Source organism: Natrialba swarupiae (genome assembly GCF_008245225.1).
Classification (GTDB): domain Archaea; phylum Halobacteriota; class Halobacteria; order Halobacteriales; family Natrialbaceae; genus Natrarchaeobius; species Natrarchaeobius swarupiae.
Map to the genome: position 1 here is coordinate 27,145 of NZ_VTAW01000013.1, position 18,787 is coordinate 45,931.

Here is an 18,787-nt window from a genome sequence, read left to right on the forward strand (position 1 = left end):
GTTCACCACGGAGGTGACGACCTCCCTTCGATGTCCTGCACGACCCTTTCCCCTACCTATCACCGAGAGTGAGTAGAACGAATGTACAAGTACTGCCTCGAGTGTGGGTGGCAGGTCAGTACGAGCGGCGACCTCACCGAACGAGAGGCGTCGGAGGCGGCAATCGAACATTTCGTCGAAACCGGTCACGCCGTCGAGTCGCTGCGTCTCCCATCTCCCGTCGTATTCGAGGAGACCCACAGCTAGTGAGCCGACGCCTCTCGATTTCGATCTGCGCGCCGGTCTGGTGACCGGTCGTGAACTGAAGCGGGGAAAAGCGAGTCGTCCGACGATCCCGCCCACTGAGTGATGATTCCGCCCTCAAGGAGCCGACGAATTCGCGTCTGTTCCGGGTTAGAACGGGGGCGAGGTTGGGATGCCGGTCTCGAAGTCGTCCAGCGGTCGGACGCCGATACCGTGGAAGTCGGGCGTCGAAATGTCGTCGTCCTCGATCTCGTCTTCGGAGTAGTCGTCGATCGGATCGGGCTCGACGACGTCGACGATGTCCCGCGTTTCGGTGTCCAGCACGGAGAACCCGGGGGTCACGCCGGTTGCGGCGTGTGGGTCACCGGACTGCGGGGCGGGGCCCCGAAGCGTCACGAACATGTACTCCCCGTCGGGCGAGGCCCACATGATGTCGGGTGCGTCGCGCTCGCCCGGGTCGTCGGACTGGTCCGGACCGTAGGCGTCGATCTCTTCGATGACCTCGTCCGTCTCGGGGTCGAGGACCACGCCGTCGTTCGTCTCGCGGTTCAGGACCCACAGCTCCTCGCCGTCGGGAGTGAACCAAAAGCCGTGAGCGTCGTTGCCAGCGGTGCTCGCGCCGTCGACGGTGATCTCGTCGTCTGCCGTGTCGTAGACGTAGTAGTCGCCGACGCCCTCGCCGTCACTCGAGGGGAGACCAGCAGTGAGGTAGAACTTCTCCTCAGTGGGGTGGGGCATCGTCCCGCAGTTGGTCGGAAGCGTCTCGCCGGAGTAGGCTCGATCGACCGAGAAGTCGTCGTGGTCGACGATAACGAGCGCACCGTCGTGGTAGCTCGGTCCGACGGTGTGAAGCGATCGTCCATCCGGGGCGTACTGGTGACAGATCGGTGCACCCTCCTCGATTCCGGCGTCGACGATCGTGTCGTTCTCGCGAAGGTCGATGTCGTCGACGATCTCGAACTCCTCGGCGTCGAGGTCGGCATCGACGCGGACGATCTTGTCCGCGCCGATGACGTCGACGTGGATATACTCGTCGTCGGGCGAGAAGCCGGCGAAATGCGAGCTCGGCCCAGTCTCGATGTTCCCGACGAGTTCGTGATCGTCGGTTCGGAAGACGAGCGTGCGGGCCCCGCCGGTACAGGCGACTGCGGCGTACTCGTAATCCGACGTGTAATCGATCATGTGCGGAACGACCCCGTCGTCCGGGACGCCCTCGAGCTCGTTCAGGTCGAGCGTGTCGGTCCGATCGAACTCGTCGTCACCATCACCTGGCTGATAGAAGTGAATGTTGTCCTGGCCCTGATCGAGCGCCCAAATTTCGTACTGGAGCGTCTCCGGCTCCGCTGGCTCGTCGTCTCCATCGTCGGTCTGTTCTTCCTGGTCACTGCCGTCGTCGTCCGTGCTTGCGTCGTCGTCCTGGGGCTCGACGTCGCCCTCTTCGTCCGCACAGCCGGCGACTGCGATGGCGCCGGCAACTGCACTTCCCGCGAGGAATGTTCTGCGAGTTGGATCTGGCTTCATACCGACGTACTCGGGTCTACGGGTTCAAAAGTTTGCGGGTTTCAGGCCGTCTCTCCGGCAAATTTGGCACTTGAGGGAGATAGCGGCAATTGTTGACTTCGGTTTCGATCCGGTCTCGAGAGATCCGTCGGAAGCACCAATCACCCGTCAATCGCCGGTTGAAAATATCGGGAGAAACGATGAATATTGCCGCTTTCTACGTCGTCGTTTTTCGGGGTTCCAGAGACGATTCCCTCTCTCGTGGAGAACGTCCACGACAGTACTCGTCGGTGATGTCAGCGGCGACGGTCGAGCACCCGGTCGATAATGAGCCGCGTCGAGAGCAACTCGTCGTCGCGTGGCTCTCGCCCGCTCGCACGCTCGACCGCACAGTCGATACCGCGACGCTCGAGTTCGGAAGCGATGGCGGATTCGTCGTGATACTGGTCGTGTCCGAGCGCGATCACGTCGGGATCGATCTCTTCGATCGGCGCGAAGATGTCTTCCTGGTGGCCCAACAGGGCCTCGTCGACGGCCTCGAGAGCGGCCACGACGTCCCGCCGTTGGGTTGCCGGACAGATCGGTGCCTCCTTGTGATCGACGTTCGTCGTCCGCGATACGATGACGTAGAGTCGATCTCCCATCTCGGCGGCCTCCTCGAGATAGTGGACGTGGCCGGGGTGGATGATGTCGAACGTTCCCTGTGCGATGACCGTTCTCGTCATCTGTCTCTCGTCCGACTCGTTCGTCGAATCATAGCTTTCTCAAATCTCTCCTCTGGTCCGGCTGCGGTGGTCTGTCCGTTCATCCGCGAAGCTCCTCGTCGATGTCTGCCTGGGTGAAATCGAAGAACTCCTCGTTGTCGGGGAGATCGACGTCGAGGACGTTCAGATTCGTTGGCTGGCCCTGTGAGTCGAATGCCTTCCAATCGGTTCGTCTGTACGGTGCGCCGACGATGATGTGAACGCTTCCACGGCCGAACGTCTCGAGGTCGGCGTCGCTGGGTCTGATCACGCCGTTCGGATGGGAGTGGATGCTCCCCAGCGCCTTCACGTCGTTCGGAATCTGGCTCGTCTTGACCGTCGCGCTAACGCTGTTGGCCTCGGTGCCGGGCACGACCAGAATGTCGGTGATGATGAGCCCGTCCCGGTCGAGTCCTAGCCGACTCGCCTCGGTCCCGCGGAGAAATCCCATGTACTCCGCCGGGTGAGTCGCCTCGGAGGACTCGATAGCGAACTCGAGGGTCTCCTCGGCGATGCCGAGGATCTCGTTCGAGCGAAACAGCGCGTCGAGCAGCCCCATATCCATACCTGTGGGCTTGCCGTTGCTAAACGTTCCGATACACCGGTTCGTACTCGCAAGCCCTGACGGAGGGACGCTGGACCATCCCTGGGCACCCGCGGAAACTCCTTGGCAAGGGTTATACGCGGCCACCACCAAACGCCAAACCAAGATGACACGTGAGTCCGCCGAGGAACTCGGCGAGGACGACGGGGGTTCCGTCGTCTACGATCTCGATGCTGACTGTACCGCCGACGACGTCGAGCAAGATACACCCTATCTGGCCGAAATCAACGGTGTCGTCGACTACGGCGTCTTCGTCGACCTCTCCGAATCCGTCTCCGGTCTCGTCCACGAATCCGTTCTCGAGGGCACCTACCGCGTCGGTGACGAACTCGTCGTCGAACTCGAGGCCGTCCGCGACAACGGCGACATCGCGTTCGAACCCGTCGACACCGACGAGTACGAACTCGAGTCGGTCTCCCACGACTACTCCCTGACGGGGACGAACCGCCTCGAGGCCAACGTCGGCGAACAGATCCACCTCGAAGGCACCGTCATCCAGGTCAAACAGACGGGCGGGCCGACGATCTTTCACGTCGCCGACGAGTACGGCGTCGTTCCCTGTGCCGCCTTCGAGGAGGCCGGCGTCCGCGCGTATCCGTCGATCGAAATCGACGACGTTATCCGCGTTACCGGGACGCCCGAGTACCGCGAGGGCTCGGTCCAGATCGAAGTCGACGGGCTCTCGACGCTCGAGGGCGAGGACGCCGAGGAGGCTCGCGAACGGATCGAGGAGGCCCTCGATACCCGCGCGGAACCCCACGAGGTCGACCCGCTGATCGACTGGCCCGCCTTCGAGAAGCTCCGGCCGAACCTCCGCGAGGTCGCGAAACTGCTCCGCCGAACCGTTCTCGAGGGTCGTCCCATCCGCGTCCGCCATCACGCCGACGGCGACGGCATGTGCGCCGCGGTTCCGGTCCAGATCGCCCTGGAACGGTTCATCGCGGATGTCCACGAGGACGCCGACGCGCCGCGACACCTCATCAAGCGACTGCCCGCGAAGGCGCCGTTCTACGAGATGGAAGACGCCACGCGCGACCTGAACTTCGCGCTCGAGGACCGCGAGAAACACGGCCAACAGTTACCCCTCCTGTTGATGCTCGATAACGGCTCGACGGCCGAGGACGTCCCGGCCTACGAGACGCTGGCGCACTACGACATCCCGATCGCCGTCGTCGACCACCACCACCCCGACCCGGAGGCCGTCGAGCACCTGCTGGACGCCCACGTCAACCCCTACCTCCACGACGAGGACTACCGGATCACGACGGGGATGTGTTGTGTCGAACTCGCCCGAATGATCTACCCCGACATCACGGACGAACTCCGGCACATCCCCGCCGTCGCCGGCCTCTCGGATCGTTCGAAGGCCGACGCGATGGACGACTATCTCGAACTCGCCGCCGAGGAGGGCTACGACGAAACGCGCCTACAGGACGTCAGCGAGGCGCTCGACTACGCCGCCTTCTGGCTCCGATACAACTCCGGCGACCAGCTCATCCAGGACCTGCTCCAGATCGACAACGGCGACGACGAGCGCCACCGCGAACTCGTCTCCTTCTTCGCCGACCGCGGCCGCGAGGAAGTCGACGAGCAACTCGAGGCCGCCATGCCCCACGTCGAACACGAAGACCTCGACAACGGGGCGCACCTCTACCGGATCGACGTCGAGAACTACGCCCACCGCTTTACCTACCCCGCGCCGGGTAAGACGACCGGCGAGATCCACGACCGCAAGATCGAGGAGACCGGCGACCCCGTGATCACGGTCGGCTACGGGCCGGACTTCGCCGTCCTCCGCAGTGACGGCGTCCGCCTGGATATCCCGCAGATGGTCTCGGAACTCGAGGAGGAAGTGCCGGGCGGCGGCGTCTCCGGTGGCGGCCACCTCGTCGTCGGCTCGATCAAGTTCGTCAAAGGCAAACGCGAGGAAGTGATCGACGCTTTGGTCGAGAAGATGGAGGACGCCGAAATCGACGAAGCGCTCTCGAGTGCCGCGCCGATCGACGACTGACTGATTCGTACGTGACTCGAGCGTCGTTCGTCACTGCCGTGGACAAAACGTTACGACTGCGTGGGCTTGTGGGTCTGCAACCGTAGAGTGTTTGAGAACCGTGCGGCGTTAACGAGACGATGTCTCGTTCGCACACCAGAAATCTCAGATTTCTGGGGACGTCCTCAGAAACGCGAGCGTTTCTGATGGGCTGCACAAGAGCTTCTCTTGTGAACGCTGTATCCCCTCCCTGCTCGCTCCTTTCTTTCGGTCGGCGCTCGCTGAGGAAGGGAGCTTAGCGCCTCAATTCAGCTAAAATTGATAGCGTCGCTCGTCGTCCATCGTCGGATACTGGTCAGCGCCGGTCATCTCGTCGAACGTCATCCCCGAGAGATACTCGTCGTAGGTGACGTCGAAACCCGAACGCAGGTGAAAATCCATCTTCCCCGTCTCGACTGTCGTCTGAAACAGCATGTGGATCGCCCGCCGAACGAGTTCGTCCGTCTCCTCGGGCTCGAGGGCCGTCTCGAGGACGGCGAGTTCGTTCCTGGTCTCCCGGTCCAGCGAGACCGAAAGGTCGTCGTCGAAATCCGTATACGATTCCTCGATCTCCTCGGTTAGCTCCTCGAGGGTCATAGCGGTGTGCAAGCGGCCTCGGTGGAAAGTCCTTTCGTGCTCGCTCGAGCCCGCTCGAGCCCGCTCGACAATCGTCGCCCACCGTGAGTTCCACACGTCGAGAAACCGTCCGATAGAGCATGCTCTCGCGTTGAACACGTGCCGTGTGTCTGTTTCGGGAACCTGTTCGTCCTCGGTCTCCTCGCGTTCCCCGACTCGAGTCGAGGCGATCGAACGTCGGCTTGGCGAACCACCGTTCGACGGTTGATCGAGCGAATCCGGGCTCTACCGCCGTACCACGATACCCTCACCGCCTCGTCGTAGGCCGGAACTGCTGGGTGACCGCCTGGCCGACGCGCTCGAGCACCCGCTCGTCGTCGCTCGGTCGGCCAACGCTGACGGCGTCCGCGCCGTACTCGACGTACTCGCGGACGGTCTCGGCGTCGCGGACGCCGTTGTTCGCGACGACGAACAGCCCCGTCGCGTCCGCGACGTCTTCGATCACCGATTCGGAGTCCATCGCGTCGACGTGGACGAACGCCGCGCCGGCACTCTCGAGAGTGCCCACGAGCGACGGGAGGTCGACGCCGGGGACCTCCGCCCGGACCTTGACGCCGACCCTCGCGCCGGTGTCGGCCGCCGTCTCCACGTACGTTCGAAGCCGGTCGGCGTCCCGCAGAAGCGTCTCGCCACAGCCGACGGCGCACAACTCGTCCTGGCGACAGTGGGCGTTGATCTCGAGAAACGCGTCCCGGTCCCGGCAGATGCGCGCCGCCTCAGCAACCGGGTCGGGCGTCGCACTCCGGACGTTGAACGCCGGCTGGATCGGCACGTCCTCGAGCGCGGCGAGTTCGCGGTCGACGAAGGCGAGCGGGTCGGGCGGGAGGAACTCGTTCCTCTCGCGTTCGACGAGCTTTCGGGCAGCGGCTCTCGAGTCGTCGTCGATCGCGATCCCGCCGAGAAACGCCGCGCCGGCGTAGGCAGCGCCAGCCCGCGCCCAGTCGGCGTCGGATTCGCCGCTCAGACTCGAGAGCACGAGCGGTGGATCGATCCGAATCATCACTCGACCTGTCCGATCGCGTCGTCGATGGCCCGAACGACGCGTCTGGCGTCCCCGCTGGAGTCGATCCGAATATCCGTTCGAACCGTGGGCCGGTCGAACTCGGTCGCGTCGGTCTCGTCGATGACGAAGGCGTCCGCGAACGGGTAGGCACTCGCTAGCCCGGCGGTGCTGGGCTCGGCGTTGACGGCTTCCATCAGCGGTCCGGCCGGGCCGGAGAACGCGTCGTCGCCGAGGAACGGCGAGACTGCGACGACCGTCGTCTGTGCGAGCGCATCCGCGAACCCAGGCAACGCGAGCATCGGCCCGATACTCGTCACGGGGTTCGATGGTCCGATCACGACCGTGTCCTCGAGTGCCTCGAGGACGCCCGGCGCGGGTTCGGCGGACGACGAGCCCCGAAATTCGACTGTGTCGACGGCGCGTTCGCCACGGTGGGCAATCCAGTACTCCTGGAAGTGCATCATCCCGTTTTCAGTGTGGATCAGGCTCGCGACGGGGTCGTCGCTCATGGGGAGAAGATCGACTTCGAGACCGAACGCGCCGGCGAGTCGGTGGGTCGCCTCGCTCAACGAGTGTCCCTGATCGAGCAGGCTCGTGCGCGTGATGTGGATCGCGCGATCGCGATCGCCGATCGTCATGAACTCGCCGATCCCAGAAAACCGCCGCCAGTTCGCGAGTTCACGCCCGTCCGTTTGCTTTTCCTTCGGAAGGTACTGGGGACCGGTCGAAAGGTTGCCTGCCGATGCGAGGTCCATCAGTGCCGCGTTCGTCCGGTGGGTATCACCGTCGATACCCCACCACGTCTCTCGGTCGAGGACACCACCACCCTGGAACAACAGGGTGTCGACGTCGGGCGAGACGAACAGTCCGCCGAGTTCGATGTCGTCACCCGTGTTGGCGATGATCGTGGTCTCCTCCGGCGAAAACACGGCACCAGCCCCGTCTAACAGCTTCGGCGTTCCGGTGCCCCCGGAGAGGAAGGTAACCATGCCTACAGTTCTCGGGCGAGGCTACTTAATCGCTTGCGCTATGCGAAAGCGTGGTTTCGCACCAACACGACCGGAACGTCTCGATGAGGGGCTCAAACAAAATCAATATCGGTGACCGGAAACTAAATTTTTCCATTTGGCAATATTGATTTGTTCTGGGGAAGGCTTTAAGTGGTTCGCGGGAGTAGAATCGAAGTACGATGAGTACCCAGAAAACCGTCCGACAGTCGGCTGACGTCGTCGAGGAGAACGAACTTCGCCTCGAGCAGGAGAAGGCCGAACAGATCGTCGATGCGTTGAACACGGAGCTGGCGAACTCGTACGTGCTGTACCACCAACTCAAAAAGCACCACTGGGTCGTCGAGGGTGCCGAGTTCCTCCCGCTTCACGAGTTCGTAGAGGAGGCGTACGAACACGTCGAGGAAGGTGCGGACGTCATCGCCGAGCGCGCACAGGCCCTCGGTGGCGTCCCCGTCTCGGGACCGACCAACCAGGAACGACGCGCGACCGTCGAGTTCGAGGGCGAGGACGTCTACGACGTCCGGACGATGTTCCAAAACGATCTCGAGATGTACGGCGACATCATCGAATCGATGCGCGACAGCATCGAGCTCGCGGACAACCTCGGTGATTACGCGACCGCCGAGATCCTCCGCGAGATCCTCGTCACCCTCGAGGAGGACGGCCACCACTTCGAACACTACCTCGAGGACGACACCCTCGTCCTCGAAGAAGCGACGAAGTAACCCGACTGCCGACAGCGACGTTTTTCGCGGACAACACGCCGTTTTTCCCGTCCGTCGACTGGACCGTGTCCTCGAATCCGATCCACCTGTGGTGAATGCAACTCGGCGTCCGTGGCCGACCCGCGTCCCGTTGTCGGCTCCAGCAAACGCTTTCCGGCTGGCGACGGAACCCGACTATCGATGCACTCGAGCCCCCCGCACGGGGAACGCATTTCCGGGCGCGTCGCCGAAATCGAGCCACAGCAGATCCGGGTCATGTTCGACCTCGCGGCGGAGGCTGACGGCGACCTCGTCCACCTCGAGGTCGGCGAGCCGGACTTCGATACCCCCGAACACGTCGTCGAGGCGGCGTTCGAAGCGGCGAGACGCGGCGAGACGCGATACACGGCGAACGCCGGCGTCCTCGAGCTTCGTCGCGCGCTGGCCGAAAAGCGCTCTCAGGAGACCGGATCGGCGGTCGATCCCGACTCCGAACTGATCGTCACGAACGGCGGCGTCGAGGCCCTTCACCTCGCGATCCACGCGGTCGCCGATCCGGGCGACGAGGTCGTCATTCCGACGCCGACGTGGCCGAACCCGATCTCTCAGACCAGACTCGCCGACGCGGTCCCCGTCGAACTTCCGATGGCCGCGACGGACGGCTTCGCGCCCGACGCCGGCCGCGTCGTCGAGGCGATCGGCCCGGACACCGCGGCGGTCGTGGTCACGTCGCCGTCGAACCCGACCGGGAAGCTGATGCCCGAGACGGCGATCGACCGGATCGCGACAGCCGCCGCCGAGCACGGGGCGTACGTCCTCGCCGACGAAGTCTATCGCGAACTCACCTACGGCGAGACGCCACGGCCCGCCGCGAGCGTGACCGACCACGACGAGTGGGTGCTCTCGATCGGCTCGTTCTCGAAAACCTACGCCATGACGGGCTGGCGCGTCGGCTGGCTCCACGGTCCCGCGGACGTCGTCGACGAACTCGTGACGATCCACGAGAGCACGACTTCGTGTGTCAACACGCCCGCCCAGCACGCCGCGATCGCCGCGCTCACCGGCCCACAAGAGCCGATCGACGAGATGAAAGCGGCGTTTCGTGACCGGCGCGATTACGTCGTCGATCGCCTCGAGTCGATCCCACACGTCTCCGCCGACCGGCCCGAGGGCGCGTTCTACGCGTTCGTCGACGTGAGCGCACTCGAGGGATCGAGCGCGGAGATCGCTCGACGGTTGCTCTCGAAGTACGACGTTGTCACGGCACCCGGAACGGCCTTCGGCGACGGTGGCGAGGGCTACCTCCGGCTGAGTTTCGCGGCCGACCGCGAGCGACTCGCGGTGGGGCTCGATCGAATCGAATCGATGGTCGAAACGGAACTCGGATTGGAGTGAAATTTCATCAACTGTCGATACATCCTCACGACAACCGTGGTTATGAAACCTCGAATTCGGGCGTAATCGTCACGGAAAACGATGATTATCGCCGTTTCGGTTAGCCGGGGTTTTTTACAGTCGAATCCGATGGGCGTGATATGCAACTTCACAACAGGGGTGTGCGACAGGACGTTCGCGAACTCGGCGCGTTACTCGGCGAGGTACTCGAAGGGCAGACTTCGCGCAAGGCGTTCGAGACGGTCGAAACCTGTCGACGGGAAGCGATCGATTATCGTGCCGGAGAACTCGACTCTCGGGAAGCGTTGATCGCGGAACTCGAGGGACTGTCACCCCATCAACAACGGATCGTCTCCCGTGCGTTCACGACGTATTTCGAGTTGATCAATCTGGCAGAGGAACGCGAACGCGTCCGCTCGATCCGGACCGAGTCCAACGAGGACACCCTCGAGGATAGCCTCGAGACCGCGGCCGAGGAACTCGCGGAGGCCGATACCGAGACGGTCGAACGGGTCCTCGACGACGTTCTGATCGAGCCGACGTTTACCGCGCATCCGACCGAGGCTCGACGGAAGACGGTAAAATCGAAGCTCCGGCGGATCTCGACGCTGCTCGAACGGCTGGACGAACAGCTACTGACGGAGAAAGAACAAGGCCAGATCTGGCGGGATATCGACGCCGAGGTGACGAGTCTCTGGCAGACGCCACAGGTCAGAAACCGGCAGCCGGAGGTCGAAGACGAGGCACGAAACGTCCAGTGGTATCTCGAGAACACACTGTTCGACGTCGTCGGTGAGGTGTACGACGAACTCGCGGAGGCGATCGACGAGGAAGTCGACGACACCCTCGAGATTCCGAAGCTGTTCGAGTTCCGGTCGTGGGCCGGAAGCGACCGAGACGGGAATCCGTACGTGACTCCCGAGGTGACCGCGAACACCCTCGAGCGGCAGCGATCGGTCATCCTCGAACGCTATCGCGAACAGCTCAAACGCCTCTCGGGCGTCCTCAGCCAGGACGGCAGCCGGATCGACGCCGGCGAGGGGTTCGAAGCCTCCCTCGAGGCGGACCGTAAACGGCTCCCGGGAAGCGCCCGCACCGCCGAACAGCGGTATCCGGGCGAGCCGTACCGACAGAAGCTCAAGCTGATGCGCGAGCGTATCGAACGCGTCGGCGACGTCCGACCGGGCGGCTACGACACTGTCGACGAACTGCTCGACGACCTCGAGGTCATCGCGAACAGCCTGCGGGCCAACAGTGGCGAGAGCGTCGCCGACGCCCACGTCGACCCGATCCGCCGGCAGGTTGCCACCTTCGGCTTCTCGCTTGCGAGTTTGGACCTCCGGGAACATCAGCAAAAACACACCGACGCCATCGCAGAGACACTCGAGGGAGAGGAAATCGACTACCACGCGCTCTCCGAGGACGAACGCGTCGAGTTCCTCACCGACGCGATCTTACAAGACGAGACGATCGTCGATCTGACGGAAACGGAAAATCTCTCCGACGCGTCGGCGCGCGTCCTCACGCTGTTCGACAAGCTCGGCGACTGGCAGACCGAGTACGGCGTCGAGGCGATCGACACCTACTGCATCTCGATGACCGACGAACCGAGTCACGTCCTCGAGGTGCTGTTTCTGGCCGACCAGGCCGGCGTCGTCTCGCTTCCCGAACACTGCGGGCTCGACATCGTCCCGCTGCTCGAGACCGAGTACGCCCTCTCGGGTGCTCGCCGGATCATGGGGACTCTGTTCGAAAACGAGGCGTACGCACAGGCGCTCGAGGCACGCGGACGAACCCAGGAGATCATGCTGGGCTACTCCGACTCGAACAAGGAAAACGGCTTTCTCGCGGCGAACTGGTCGCTGTACAAGAACCAGCGCCGACTGGCGGAGATCTGTGACGATTTCGACGTGACGATGCGGTTGTTCCACGGCCGCGGCGGCTCGATTTCGCGGGGTGGCGGCCCGATGAACGAGGCACTTCTCGCCTTGCCGAACTCGACTGTCACCGGTCAGGTCAAGTTCACCGAACAGGGCGAAGCGATCGCCGAGAAATACGGCAATCCGCGAATCGCCGAGCGAAACATCGAGCAGATGTTGAACGCACAGCTTCGCTCGCGGCTGTACGCGATCGATCAGCCCGAAGAGGAGGTTCGCGAGGAGTGGGTCGACGCGATGGAAACCATGGCGGACGCCGCCCGCCAGGAGTACCGCAACCTGCTCGAGACCGACGGCTTCGTTCGGTACTTCGAGCAGGCGACGCCGATCACCGTCATCGAGGACCTCGATCTCGGCTCGCGGCCGGCCTCCCGTTCCGGCGAGCGCACGGTCGAGGACCTCCGGGCGATTCCGTGGGTGTTCTCGTGGACCCAGTCGCGGTGTATCCTCCCTGGCTGGTACGCCGTCGCGACCGGAATCGACGCCTACCTCGAGGAGGGCGGCTCGGTCGAGACCCTCCAGGAGATGTACGACGAGTGGCCGTTCTTCCGGACGACACTCGACAACGCGGCGCTGTCGCTCTCTCGAACCGAACTCGAAATCGCCGAACAGTACGCCGACCTGGCCGACGACGAGCTGCGCGAGCGGTTCTTCCCGCGTGTCTCCGGGGAGTACGAGCGGGCGAGCGAACTGATCCAGACGATCGGCCAACGCGACGAGCTTCACACCCGTGACTGGCTCGGGGAGAACTTAGAGCGGCGAAACCCCTACGTCGACCCGCTGAATATTCTCCAGACGTACCTGCTCGATCGCACGCACCGAACCGACATCGAGGAGCGGACGCTCCGGCTGACGGTCAAGGGGATCGCCGCCGGGATGAAGAACACGGGCTGATCGCACGCCCGAACTGGTAGTCGGCTTACCGAACGTTACGTTTCTTGGTTCGATCGGACAGTATTCGCCGACTGCTCGCGTTCTGCCCACTCGAGCAACGCCTCGAGTCGCCGGCAGAGTTCCTCGCCGGTCGGCGTCAGATCGTACTCGGCCCGCGGCGGGATTTCGGCGTACTGCTCGCGCGCGAGGTAGCCGGCCTCGACGAGTTCCTCGAGTTGCGTCGAGAGCGTCGCTCGCGGGTGCGACAACCCTCACGGACGTTATCGTGGCGTAGCTTCTCCCGTCTCTACCGTCGGGACCGGCACGGACTCGAGGACGCCGTCGATCACGCTCGCCCTGTCGACGTTGTTGACGGTCGCGTCGGGCGTGAGCACGAGGCGGTGGGCGAGGACGGGGTGGGCGACACGTTTGATGTCGTCGGGCGTGACGTACTCGCGGCCGACGATCGTCGCGTATGCTCGGGCCGCCTCGAACAGCCGCTGGGTCCCCCGCGGGGAGACGCCGACCTCCACCCGGCCGTCGACGCGCGTCTCCCGGGCGATCGCGGCCACGTACTCGAGGAGGTCCTCGTCGACGCGGACGGATTCGGGTACCTGACGGAGTCGGTCGACCTGCATCGGGTCGAGGACGGTCTCGATCGAGGGACTGGTCGTCTCCCGACCGGCGCGTCGTCGGAGGAGTTCGACCTCGCCGTCCTCGTCGGGGTACCCCATCGAGGTTTTGACGAGAAAGCGATCGACCTGCGCCTCGGGAAGGGGAAATGTCCCCTCCTGTTCGACGGGATTCTGCGTCGCGATGACGAAGAAGGGGTCGGGAAGCTGGCGGGTCTCGCCGTCGGTCGTCACCTGGCCCTCCTCCATTGCCTCGAGTAGGGCTGCCTGGGTCTTCGGCGGCGCGCGGTTGATCTCGTCGGCCAGGACGATGTTGGCGAAGATCGGTCCCTCGTTGAACTCGAACGATCGTTCGCGCTCGTTGAAGACGTGGGTTCCGGTGACGTCCGCGGGAAGCAAATCCGGCGTAAACTGGATACGAGAGAACGAGAGACCGAGCGCGGCCGCGACGCTTCGTGCGGTTAGCGTCTTTCCAGTGCCAGGAACGTCTTCGAGGAGAACGTGGCCCCGACCGACGACCGCGACGAGAACCTCCTCGAGAAACTCCTGTTCACAGATGACAGCGTCGCCGATCGCCTCGAGAACGGTCGTACACTCGGTGCTGGCCTGAGAAACGTCCATGGGTGGACGTACACCGCTCCTGTCAAATCGTTTTCGCTCCTCGAACGTCACCGCCTCACACGCAGGGAGAAAAATCGAAACGGGTAAAAACGTCTCCCGGGTAGATGAAAGTGAGCCGAGATAGCCTAGCCCGGCCAAGGCGGCAGATTCGAAATCTGCTGTCCTCACGGACTCGGGAGTTCAAATCTCCCTCTCGGCGCTTCTCAGCGACACAACACGACGAACGTAGTGAGTCGTCCGTCTCGCTGGAACGCGGGACGGGGATTTGAAGTCGACGAGTCACAGCCTGGGACGTGAGCGGAGCGAACGACCCGGAACGTCTCGGCGTTGTTCAAATCTCCCCTTCGCGCTTTGGAGCAACGAATCGATAAGCGGCGCGTAGCATCGAGCCCTCCCCTCGACCGAGTTCGTCGCGGGAGACAGCTCCGATGTGTGCGCCGATATCGAGAGCGGCCGACAGACGACCGACGAAACCCTAGGACTTCGACAAGCGTCGACTGCGGGGTCGACTCGAACCACACCACCGAATTCGCCCCTGCAGTGCAGGCTTGCCAAAGCACTACTAGACGCCCTCGAGTCGATCGTCGAGGAAATCGCGGAGGCCAACGCAGGGATCGACTCGACCACCGACGTGACCGACGATCGGACCAGCTCCGCACAGAGGGTAGCGACGAGCCGTGGAAGGGGTAACACTCGCTCGTGAATCGGTTCCAGACCGACGCCGTCACGGAGCACACACGTTCCGGCGGCGGAACCAATCCTACCGCAGCGGACGAACTCGTTTCCTCAACCGACGATTGATTGCTTTCGAGTTTCCGTGAGCGATATCTGCAAGATGGTCGCTCTCACAACCCGTCGTGTGCAGGGCCGTCTCTTAATGTGATATCTCTGGTTGGGGAACCCACTACTCCGCGATCATGTCACCTAGTAACTATTCACCGAGGTGTCCGTAACCCATGACGTCGGACGACATAGACGAATCGGCAGACGAGCCATTTCATCCCCTCGGTGAGGCTGCCGAGGAGAACTACGAAGCGCTACTTGAAGAGGGTGAGTACGACGCCGAACTCGGGATGGCCATGGCGAAAGACGCCATGCGGCTGACGAAGGGTGAACTCACCGAGGAGGAGTTTTACGACCGGTATCACGAGGACGTCCTCGAGGAGTTCGGCGAGGACAGCCGGCCGATGGCGGAGCGAGTCGAATCGGCCCGGGAGGAGGGACGACTCGAGGACGCGCTCGACCGGCTCGGCCTCGGCGAGCGGTCTCGGCGAGAGACGATGAAGAAGATGGGTGCCGGCGCGGGATTCCTCGGGCTCGGTGCCTGGGGAGCGGCGAGCGACGACGATCCCGAATCACCCGTCGTTGCACAGGACGAAGACGAGGACGAAGACGCAGACGGTGACGGCGTCCAGTGGGGGATGGCACTCGACCTCGAGACGTGTGACGGCTGTCTCTCCTGTGTCGTCGCCTGTCACCAGGAGCACAACTGGGACGAGGGGGCAAACTGGATGTACATCCTCGCATTCGACGACGGCACTGTCGAGTCACCCGAGCCAGAGGAGGCGGAGTCGGTTCGCGATTTCAACTACCTCATTCGACCCTGCCAGCACTGCACCGACGCACCCTGCGAGAAGGTCTGTCCGACGACCGCCCGCCACACGCGAGAAGCGGGTGGTCTGGTGCTGACCGACTACGACGTCTGTATCGGTTGCCGGTACTGTCAGGTCGCCTGTCCGTACGGCGTCAACTACTTCCAGTGGGACGACCCGGCGGTTCCGGACGACGAACTCAACGAGGACATGGTCTACGACCAGCGCGACCGACGCGTCAGCAGCCGCGGACCCCGCGGCGTCATGGAGAAGTGTATCTTCGACCCGGCTCGCCAGGACGGGCAGATGGGCGAGGAGATGGTCGGCACGACCGCCTGTGAGGACGCTTGTCCGCCCGGAGCGATACAGTTCGGCGACATGAACGACCCGGAGAGCGATCCGCGACAGTACCTCGACAACGTCCCGCTGGCTCGAGCCATCGAGAACGACCCCGACGACGACGAGCTACAGGAGGCGATCGAGATCCTTCAGGGCGAGACGGAAGCCGACGAGGCCGACCTCGACGAGGAAGAGGCGCTGGAACTCATCGAGGGCGAGTATGGCGACGAAGGATCGCGGTTCAAACTTCTAGAGGAGTACAACACCAACCCGAACGTCACGTATCTCGGCAACGAGCCCGGCGAAAACGCCGAACAGGTTCCGGGCCCCGTCGCCTACGAGGACGTCGGGATGGTCGACGATCGAAACGAGGTCTTACAGGAGAAGACCGTCGGCGGCATCGACGGTCTGTCGTTGTAGTCTCGGGTCGGACTCGAGACAACGCGGATCATTCTTAACCGCCGACTCGAATATTGCCGTATGAAACGTCGCCAGCGGTTGATCGTCGGTGTGATCTGGATCGTCGTCGCCGCGCTGATGGCGCTTACGGTCGGAGTCGAAGTTCCGTCGTCCGTCGGCGACGTCGCGCGGCTGTTCGTCGTCGTTCTCGCGCTGTTTCTCGCCGCGTTGTACCTGTTCGATCCGTGGAACGTGATCAGCCGGAAGCCGTTCGAGTGATACGGACTGCTGTCCCTGTGTATCACTGTGCCCGGGACCCGTCCTCCGGTGCAGTGGTACTGACGTACAGTAGACAGCATGATCATGCAGGATCGTCAGAAACTCGGCGTCATCGACGATCCTGAGTCACGGAAGGTCGACGCCCTCGAAGACTGGCGTGGGCTCATCGAAGGCGGGGAGTAGATTCTGCGCCGTCTCGGGTATCTGAGGGGACATATAAATACCTCTCAGCTGTCCCGTAATTCGCCAGGAGGAGGAACGCGAGTGGGTTGAGCCAGATTTGAACCTCGCCGAGACGTGCTCGCTTCGCTGCGCGCGACTCGTCTGGTTCAAACTGTCGTTTCCATTTCTGACGGAACGAACGACTCGCTTCGCTCGTCGGTGTTGTTCCGTCAGAAATGGGTTGGGGCAGATTTGAACTGCCGACTTCCTCCGTGTGAAGGAGGTATCATAACCGGACTAGATCACCAACCCGCACGCTGTGGTATCCGGGCGTTCAACTTAAGACTTCCTTTCATCGATCTGCTTTCCGTCGAGAGCAGTCCGTCTCAGTACTGGGGCTGTTCTTCTGGCTCCCCCTCGCGAGCGTTGACCACCCGGGCGAGCGTGAACAGTCCGTCCGAGAGTCGGTTCAGATACTGGACGGCGTCCTCACCGATCGGCTCCGCGGAGGCGAGGTCGACGGCCCGCCGTTCGGCCCGCCGACAGACCGCCCGGGCGTGGTGCAAACGGGCACCGTGGTCGCTCCCAGTCGGCAGGATAAACGAGGTGAGTGGCTCGAGTTCCTCGTCGTACTCGTCGATCCACCCTTCGATTCGCTCGACGTGTTCCGTCCGAATCGTGGGATCATCCTCGTCCGGGTCGGGGTTCGCGAACTCCGCCTGGACGACGTGGAGGTGGTTCTGGACCGTCCGGAGGCGGTCGTCGACATCGTCGTACCCGGTCGGACGGATCGTGCCGATCAACGCGTTGAGTTCGTCGACGGTGCCGTAGGCCTCGATGCGCGGATCAGTCTTCGAGACTCGAGTCATATCCCGGAGGTCGGTTTTCCCGTCGTCGCCGCGGCCGGTGTAGATCGTCATCATTGACTCGAGGGACGGAAGCGACGTCAACATTGCTATCGACGGGCAGTCATACGATCTCCGACGACTGATACGGATTGCTGTAACGGTTTACCGGCGAAACCACGAGCCGTCTGTGGTTTCGCCAGTAACGATTTACAGCAGACCGTATGATTGCCGGTCGATCGCTCGCGGGTGTGCGATCGGCCGGGAGAAAATGGCGTCGATGCGGGGACAGTCACCCCGAACGGTCCTGTGATCGCTGTCGACCGCCCCAGTGTCCGTCTCAGACGAGACCGTCGGCGATGCCGCCGAGAAGTGGCAGGCTGAATCGCTCGCCCTTGTACGCCTTCAAGAGCAAGAGAAGCCACAACACGAACGCGATCGGCATCAACAACATCGTGAACAGACCGACGATGAACGAGAGGGCCCACCCGATAAACGGGATCGTCTCGAGGACGACCTGTGCGATCATGATCGCGATCTGAATCGCGATCAACGCGCCGAAGACGATCATACTCTGTGCGGCGTGAAACCGAACGAACTCGTTTGTGTCCTCGAGGACGAAAAACAGGATTCCGGTGATGGGGCCAAGGAAATATGCGACGGCTCCCGCGACGTTTTCCTCGAGGCCGCCAACGATCTCCGAGTCCCCTGCTGGATCCGCATCTATCTGTTCGTCGGCCAGTTCCCCGTCAGTATTCGCGTGCTCTGTGGTCATGAGTAGATCAGTATCGGATTGAGCAGCGGCTGTCGAATCGCCCGTGGCGTCGTTCTCGAACGCCGGAGATTGACTCTCGCTCCGTTCAACTCGGCCGGTGCTTCTACAACCTACACTGAAAGTTCGGAAGTTAACCGTTTCGTGAACCGAAAGTAGTCGCATACGTTACCTCGAGGTAAGTGTGATCGAACTCCGATCGTCGAACCGCCCCCTGGAAAATCAGTAGGTTAAACTCGATGCGTTCGCTACGCACGGCTATGGCGATGGAACTCGAGCACTACTGTCCCGACTGCGATGGCGAGCGCACGTTTTACCGCGCCGCGAGTACGACGCTTCACCTCGGCGAGAAGGTCAAGTGGCACTGTCCAGACTGTGACTACGGATTCGTCCGCATCGCGGACAACGGTACGGCCGTCGACTCGAGTGCGTAACTCGGCTGTTTTTCGACCGGGAGACCACTGTTGCG

Annotated in this window: 18 protein-coding genes and 2 tRNA genes; 9 read left to right on the plus strand and 11 right to left on the minus strand. The window is 62.9% G+C overall.

The annotated features are described in order from the left end of the window. Positions 1 to 81 precede the first annotated feature (81 nt). Complete coding sequence (locus FYC77_RS20435) at positions 82 to 246, plus strand: hypothetical protein (RefSeq protein ID WP_202911811.1); 165 nt, start codon at positions 82 to 84, stop codon at positions 244 to 246. Positions 247 to 393: 147 nt separating this feature from the next. On the opposite strand, the gene FYC77_RS11270 is transcribed toward FYC77_RS20435, so the two are convergent. From FYC77_RS11270 to FYC77_RS11280, 3 genes are all read right to left on the minus strand, one after another. Then, positions 394 to 1,764, minus strand: a complete 1,371-nt coding sequence (locus tag FYC77_RS11270) for a YncE family protein (protein WP_149081609.1) — start codon at positions 1,762 to 1,764, stop codon at positions 394 to 396. A 275-nt stretch (positions 1,765 to 2,039) separates the two neighbouring features. Then, positions 2,040 to 2,468, minus strand: a complete 429-nt coding sequence (locus tag FYC77_RS11275) for an adenylyltransferase/cytidyltransferase family protein (RefSeq protein WP_149081610.1) — start codon at positions 2,466 to 2,468, stop codon at positions 2,040 to 2,042. Positions 2,469 to 2,547: 79 nt separating this feature from the next. Beyond that, on the minus strand, positions 2,548 to 3,045 hold the full coding sequence (locus tag FYC77_RS11280; RefSeq protein ID WP_149081611.1) for a Mov34/MPN/PAD-1 family protein: 498 nt from the start codon (positions 3,043 to 3,045) through the stop codon (positions 2,548 to 2,550). Positions 3,046 to 3,196: 151 nt separating this feature from the next. On the opposite strand from FYC77_RS11280, the gene FYC77_RS11285 reads away from it, so the two are divergent. Further along, positions 3,197 to 5,101, plus strand: coding sequence for a DHH family phosphoesterase (locus tag FYC77_RS11285; RefSeq protein ID WP_149081612.1), 1,905 nt, complete (start codon positions 3,197 to 3,199; stop codon positions 5,099 to 5,101). Between the two features lie 291 nt (positions 5,102 to 5,392). Here the strand turns inward: FYC77_RS11285 and FYC77_RS11290 are convergent, their stop codons facing one another. The 3 genes from FYC77_RS11290 to cofD form a co-directional block, all read right to left on the minus strand. Continuing rightward, positions 5,393 to 5,716 carry a hypothetical protein gene (locus FYC77_RS11290; protein WP_149081613.1) on the minus strand — a complete coding sequence of 108 codons (324 nt, stop codon included), beginning with the start codon at positions 5,714 to 5,716 and terminating at the stop codon, positions 5,393 to 5,395. 286 nt (positions 5,717 to 6,002) lie between these two features. Beyond that, entirely contained in the window at positions 6,003 to 6,755 is a 753-nt protein-coding gene (locus FYC77_RS11295; RefSeq protein ID WP_149081614.1) for a tRNA-dihydrouridine synthase, read from the minus strand. Continuing rightward, the gene (cofD, locus tag FYC77_RS11300; protein WP_149081615.1) at positions 6,755 to 7,747 is read right to left on the minus strand and encodes a 2-phospho-L-lactate transferase; all 993 of its coding nucleotides are present in this window, start codon (positions 7,745 to 7,747) and stop codon (positions 6,755 to 6,757) included. The genes FYC77_RS11295 and cofD overlap by 1 nt, the downstream gene beginning before the upstream one ends. Before the next feature lie 200 nt (positions 7,748 to 7,947). Between cofD and dpsA the strand changes: the two genes are divergently transcribed. The 3 genes from dpsA to ppc all read left to right on the plus strand — a co-directional run bounded on the left by dpsA (position 7,948) and on the right by ppc (position 12,698). Beyond that, positions 7,948 to 8,493: a DNA starvation/stationary phase protection protein DpsA gene (gene dpsA, locus FYC77_RS11305; RefSeq protein ID WP_149081616.1), complete on the plus strand. Its 546-nt coding sequence runs from the start codon at positions 7,948 to 7,950 to the stop codon at positions 8,491 to 8,493. A gap of 180 nt (positions 8,494 to 8,673) precedes the next feature. Next, positions 8,674 to 9,867 carry a pyridoxal phosphate-dependent aminotransferase gene (locus tag FYC77_RS11310; RefSeq protein ID WP_149081617.1) on the plus strand — a complete coding sequence of 398 codons (1,194 nt, stop codon included), beginning with the start codon at positions 8,674 to 8,676 and terminating at the stop codon, positions 9,865 to 9,867. Positions 9,868 to 10,007: 140 nt separating this feature from the next. Continuing rightward, on the plus strand, positions 10,008 to 12,698 hold the full coding sequence (gene ppc / locus FYC77_RS11315) for a phosphoenolpyruvate carboxylase (RefSeq protein ID WP_149081618.1): 2,691 nt from the start codon (positions 10,008 to 10,010) through the stop codon (positions 12,696 to 12,698). A gap of 35 nt (positions 12,699 to 12,733) precedes the next feature. Here the strand turns inward: ppc and FYC77_RS11320 are convergent, their stop codons facing one another. Both FYC77_RS11320 and FYC77_RS11325 read right to left on the minus strand, forming a co-directional pair. Next, the gene (locus tag FYC77_RS11320) at positions 12,734 to 12,946 is read right to left on the minus strand and encodes a winged helix-turn-helix transcriptional regulator (RefSeq protein ID WP_149081619.1); all 213 of its coding nucleotides are present in this window, start codon (positions 12,944 to 12,946) and stop codon (positions 12,734 to 12,736) included. Positions 12,947 to 12,958: 12 nt separating this feature from the next. Continuing rightward, positions 12,959 to 13,930 (minus strand): AAA family ATPase, encoded by a 972-nt coding sequence (locus FYC77_RS11325; protein WP_149081620.1) that lies wholly within the window; start codon positions 13,928 to 13,930, stop codon positions 12,959 to 12,961. Positions 13,931 to 14,044: 114 nt separating this feature from the next. Here FYC77_RS11325 and FYC77_RS11330 point away from each other — a divergent pair. From FYC77_RS11330 to FYC77_RS11340, 3 genes are all read left to right on the plus strand, one after another. Beyond that, positions 14,045 to 14,129 (plus strand) — tRNA-Ser (locus tag FYC77_RS11330). A gap of 757 nt (positions 14,130 to 14,886) precedes the next feature. Beyond that, positions 14,887 to 16,281, plus strand: a complete 1,395-nt coding sequence (locus FYC77_RS11335) for a 4Fe-4S ferredoxin N-terminal domain-containing protein (RefSeq protein ID WP_149081621.1) — start codon at positions 14,887 to 14,889, stop codon at positions 16,279 to 16,281. A 60-nt stretch (positions 16,282 to 16,341) separates the two neighbouring features. Then, positions 16,342 to 16,539, plus strand: coding sequence for a hypothetical protein (locus FYC77_RS11340; protein ID WP_149081622.1), 198 nt, complete (start codon positions 16,342 to 16,344; stop codon positions 16,537 to 16,539). Between the two features lie 399 nt (positions 16,540 to 16,938). Here the strand turns inward: FYC77_RS11340 and FYC77_RS11345 are convergent. From FYC77_RS11345 to FYC77_RS11355, 3 genes are all read right to left on the minus strand, one after another. Continuing rightward, positions 16,939 to 17,013, minus strand: a tRNA-Val gene (locus tag FYC77_RS11345). 74 nt (positions 17,014 to 17,087) lie between these two features. Continuing rightward, the gene (locus FYC77_RS11350; RefSeq protein ID WP_149081623.1) at positions 17,088 to 17,621 is read right to left on the minus strand and encodes a cob(I)yrinic acid a,c-diamide adenosyltransferase; all 534 of its coding nucleotides are present in this window, start codon (positions 17,619 to 17,621) and stop codon (positions 17,088 to 17,090) included. A 265-nt stretch (positions 17,622 to 17,886) separates the two neighbouring features. Further along, entirely contained in the window at positions 17,887 to 18,321 is a 435-nt protein-coding gene (locus tag FYC77_RS11355; protein ID WP_162354512.1) for a DUF4870 domain-containing protein, read from the minus strand. A gap of 257 nt (positions 18,322 to 18,578) precedes the next feature. Between FYC77_RS11355 and FYC77_RS20440 the strand changes: the two genes are divergently transcribed. Next, on the plus strand, positions 18,579 to 18,752 hold the full coding sequence (locus tag FYC77_RS20440; protein WP_202911812.1) for a DUF7838 family putative zinc beta-ribbon protein: 174 nt from the start codon (positions 18,579 to 18,581) through the stop codon (positions 18,750 to 18,752). Positions 18,753 to 18,787 lie beyond the last annotated feature (35 nt).

Coding starts and splice junctions, on each gene's coding strand:
- FYC77_RS20435 (WP_202911811.1), top strand. CDS start 82: ATGTACAAGTACTGCCTCGAGTGTGGGTGGCAGGTCAGTACGAGCGGC.
- FYC77_RS11270 (WP_149081609.1), bottom strand. CDS start 1,764: ATGAAGCCAGATCCAACTCGCAGAACATTCCTCGCGGGAAGTGCAGTT.
- FYC77_RS11275 (WP_149081610.1), bottom strand. CDS start 2,468: ATGACGAGAACGGTCATCGCACAGGGAACGTTCGACATCATCCACCCC.
- FYC77_RS11280 (WP_149081611.1), bottom strand. CDS start 3,045: ATGGGGCTGCTCGACGCGCTGTTTCGCTCGAACGAGATCCTCGGCATC.
- FYC77_RS11285 (WP_149081612.1), top strand. CDS start 3,197: ATGACACGTGAGTCCGCCGAGGAACTCGGCGAGGACGACGGGGGTTCC.
- FYC77_RS11290 (WP_149081613.1), bottom strand. CDS start 5,716: ATGACCCTCGAGGAGCTAACCGAGGAGATCGAGGAATCGTATACGGAT.
- FYC77_RS11295 (WP_149081614.1), bottom strand. CDS start 6,755: ATGATTCGGATCGATCCACCGCTCGTGCTCTCGAGTCTGAGCGGCGAA.
- cofD (WP_149081615.1), bottom strand. CDS start 7,747: ATGGTTACCTTCCTCTCCGGGGGCACCGGAACGCCGAAGCTGTTAGAC.
- dpsA (WP_149081616.1), top strand. CDS start 7,948: ATGAGTACCCAGAAAACCGTCCGACAGTCGGCTGACGTCGTCGAGGAG.
- FYC77_RS11310 (WP_149081617.1), top strand. CDS start 8,674: ATGCACTCGAGCCCCCCGCACGGGGAACGCATTTCCGGGCGCGTCGCC.
- ppc (WP_149081618.1), top strand. CDS start 10,008: ATGCAACTTCACAACAGGGGTGTGCGACAGGACGTTCGCGAACTCGGC.
- FYC77_RS11325 (WP_149081620.1), bottom strand. CDS start 13,930: ATGGACGTTTCTCAGGCCAGCACCGAGTGTACGACCGTTCTCGAGGCG.
- FYC77_RS11335 (WP_149081621.1), top strand. CDS start 14,887: ATGACGTCGGACGACATAGACGAATCGGCAGACGAGCCATTTCATCCC.
- FYC77_RS11340 (WP_149081622.1), top strand. CDS start 16,342: ATGAAACGTCGCCAGCGGTTGATCGTCGGTGTGATCTGGATCGTCGTC.
- FYC77_RS11350 (WP_149081623.1), bottom strand. CDS start 17,621: ATGACGATCTACACCGGCCGCGGCGACGACGGGAAAACCGACCTCCGG.
- FYC77_RS11355 (WP_162354512.1), bottom strand. CDS start 18,321: ATGACCACAGAGCACGCGAATACTGACGGGGAACTGGCCGACGAACAG.
- FYC77_RS20440 (WP_202911812.1), top strand. CDS start 18,579: ATGGCGATGGAACTCGAGCACTACTGTCCCGACTGCGATGGCGAGCGC.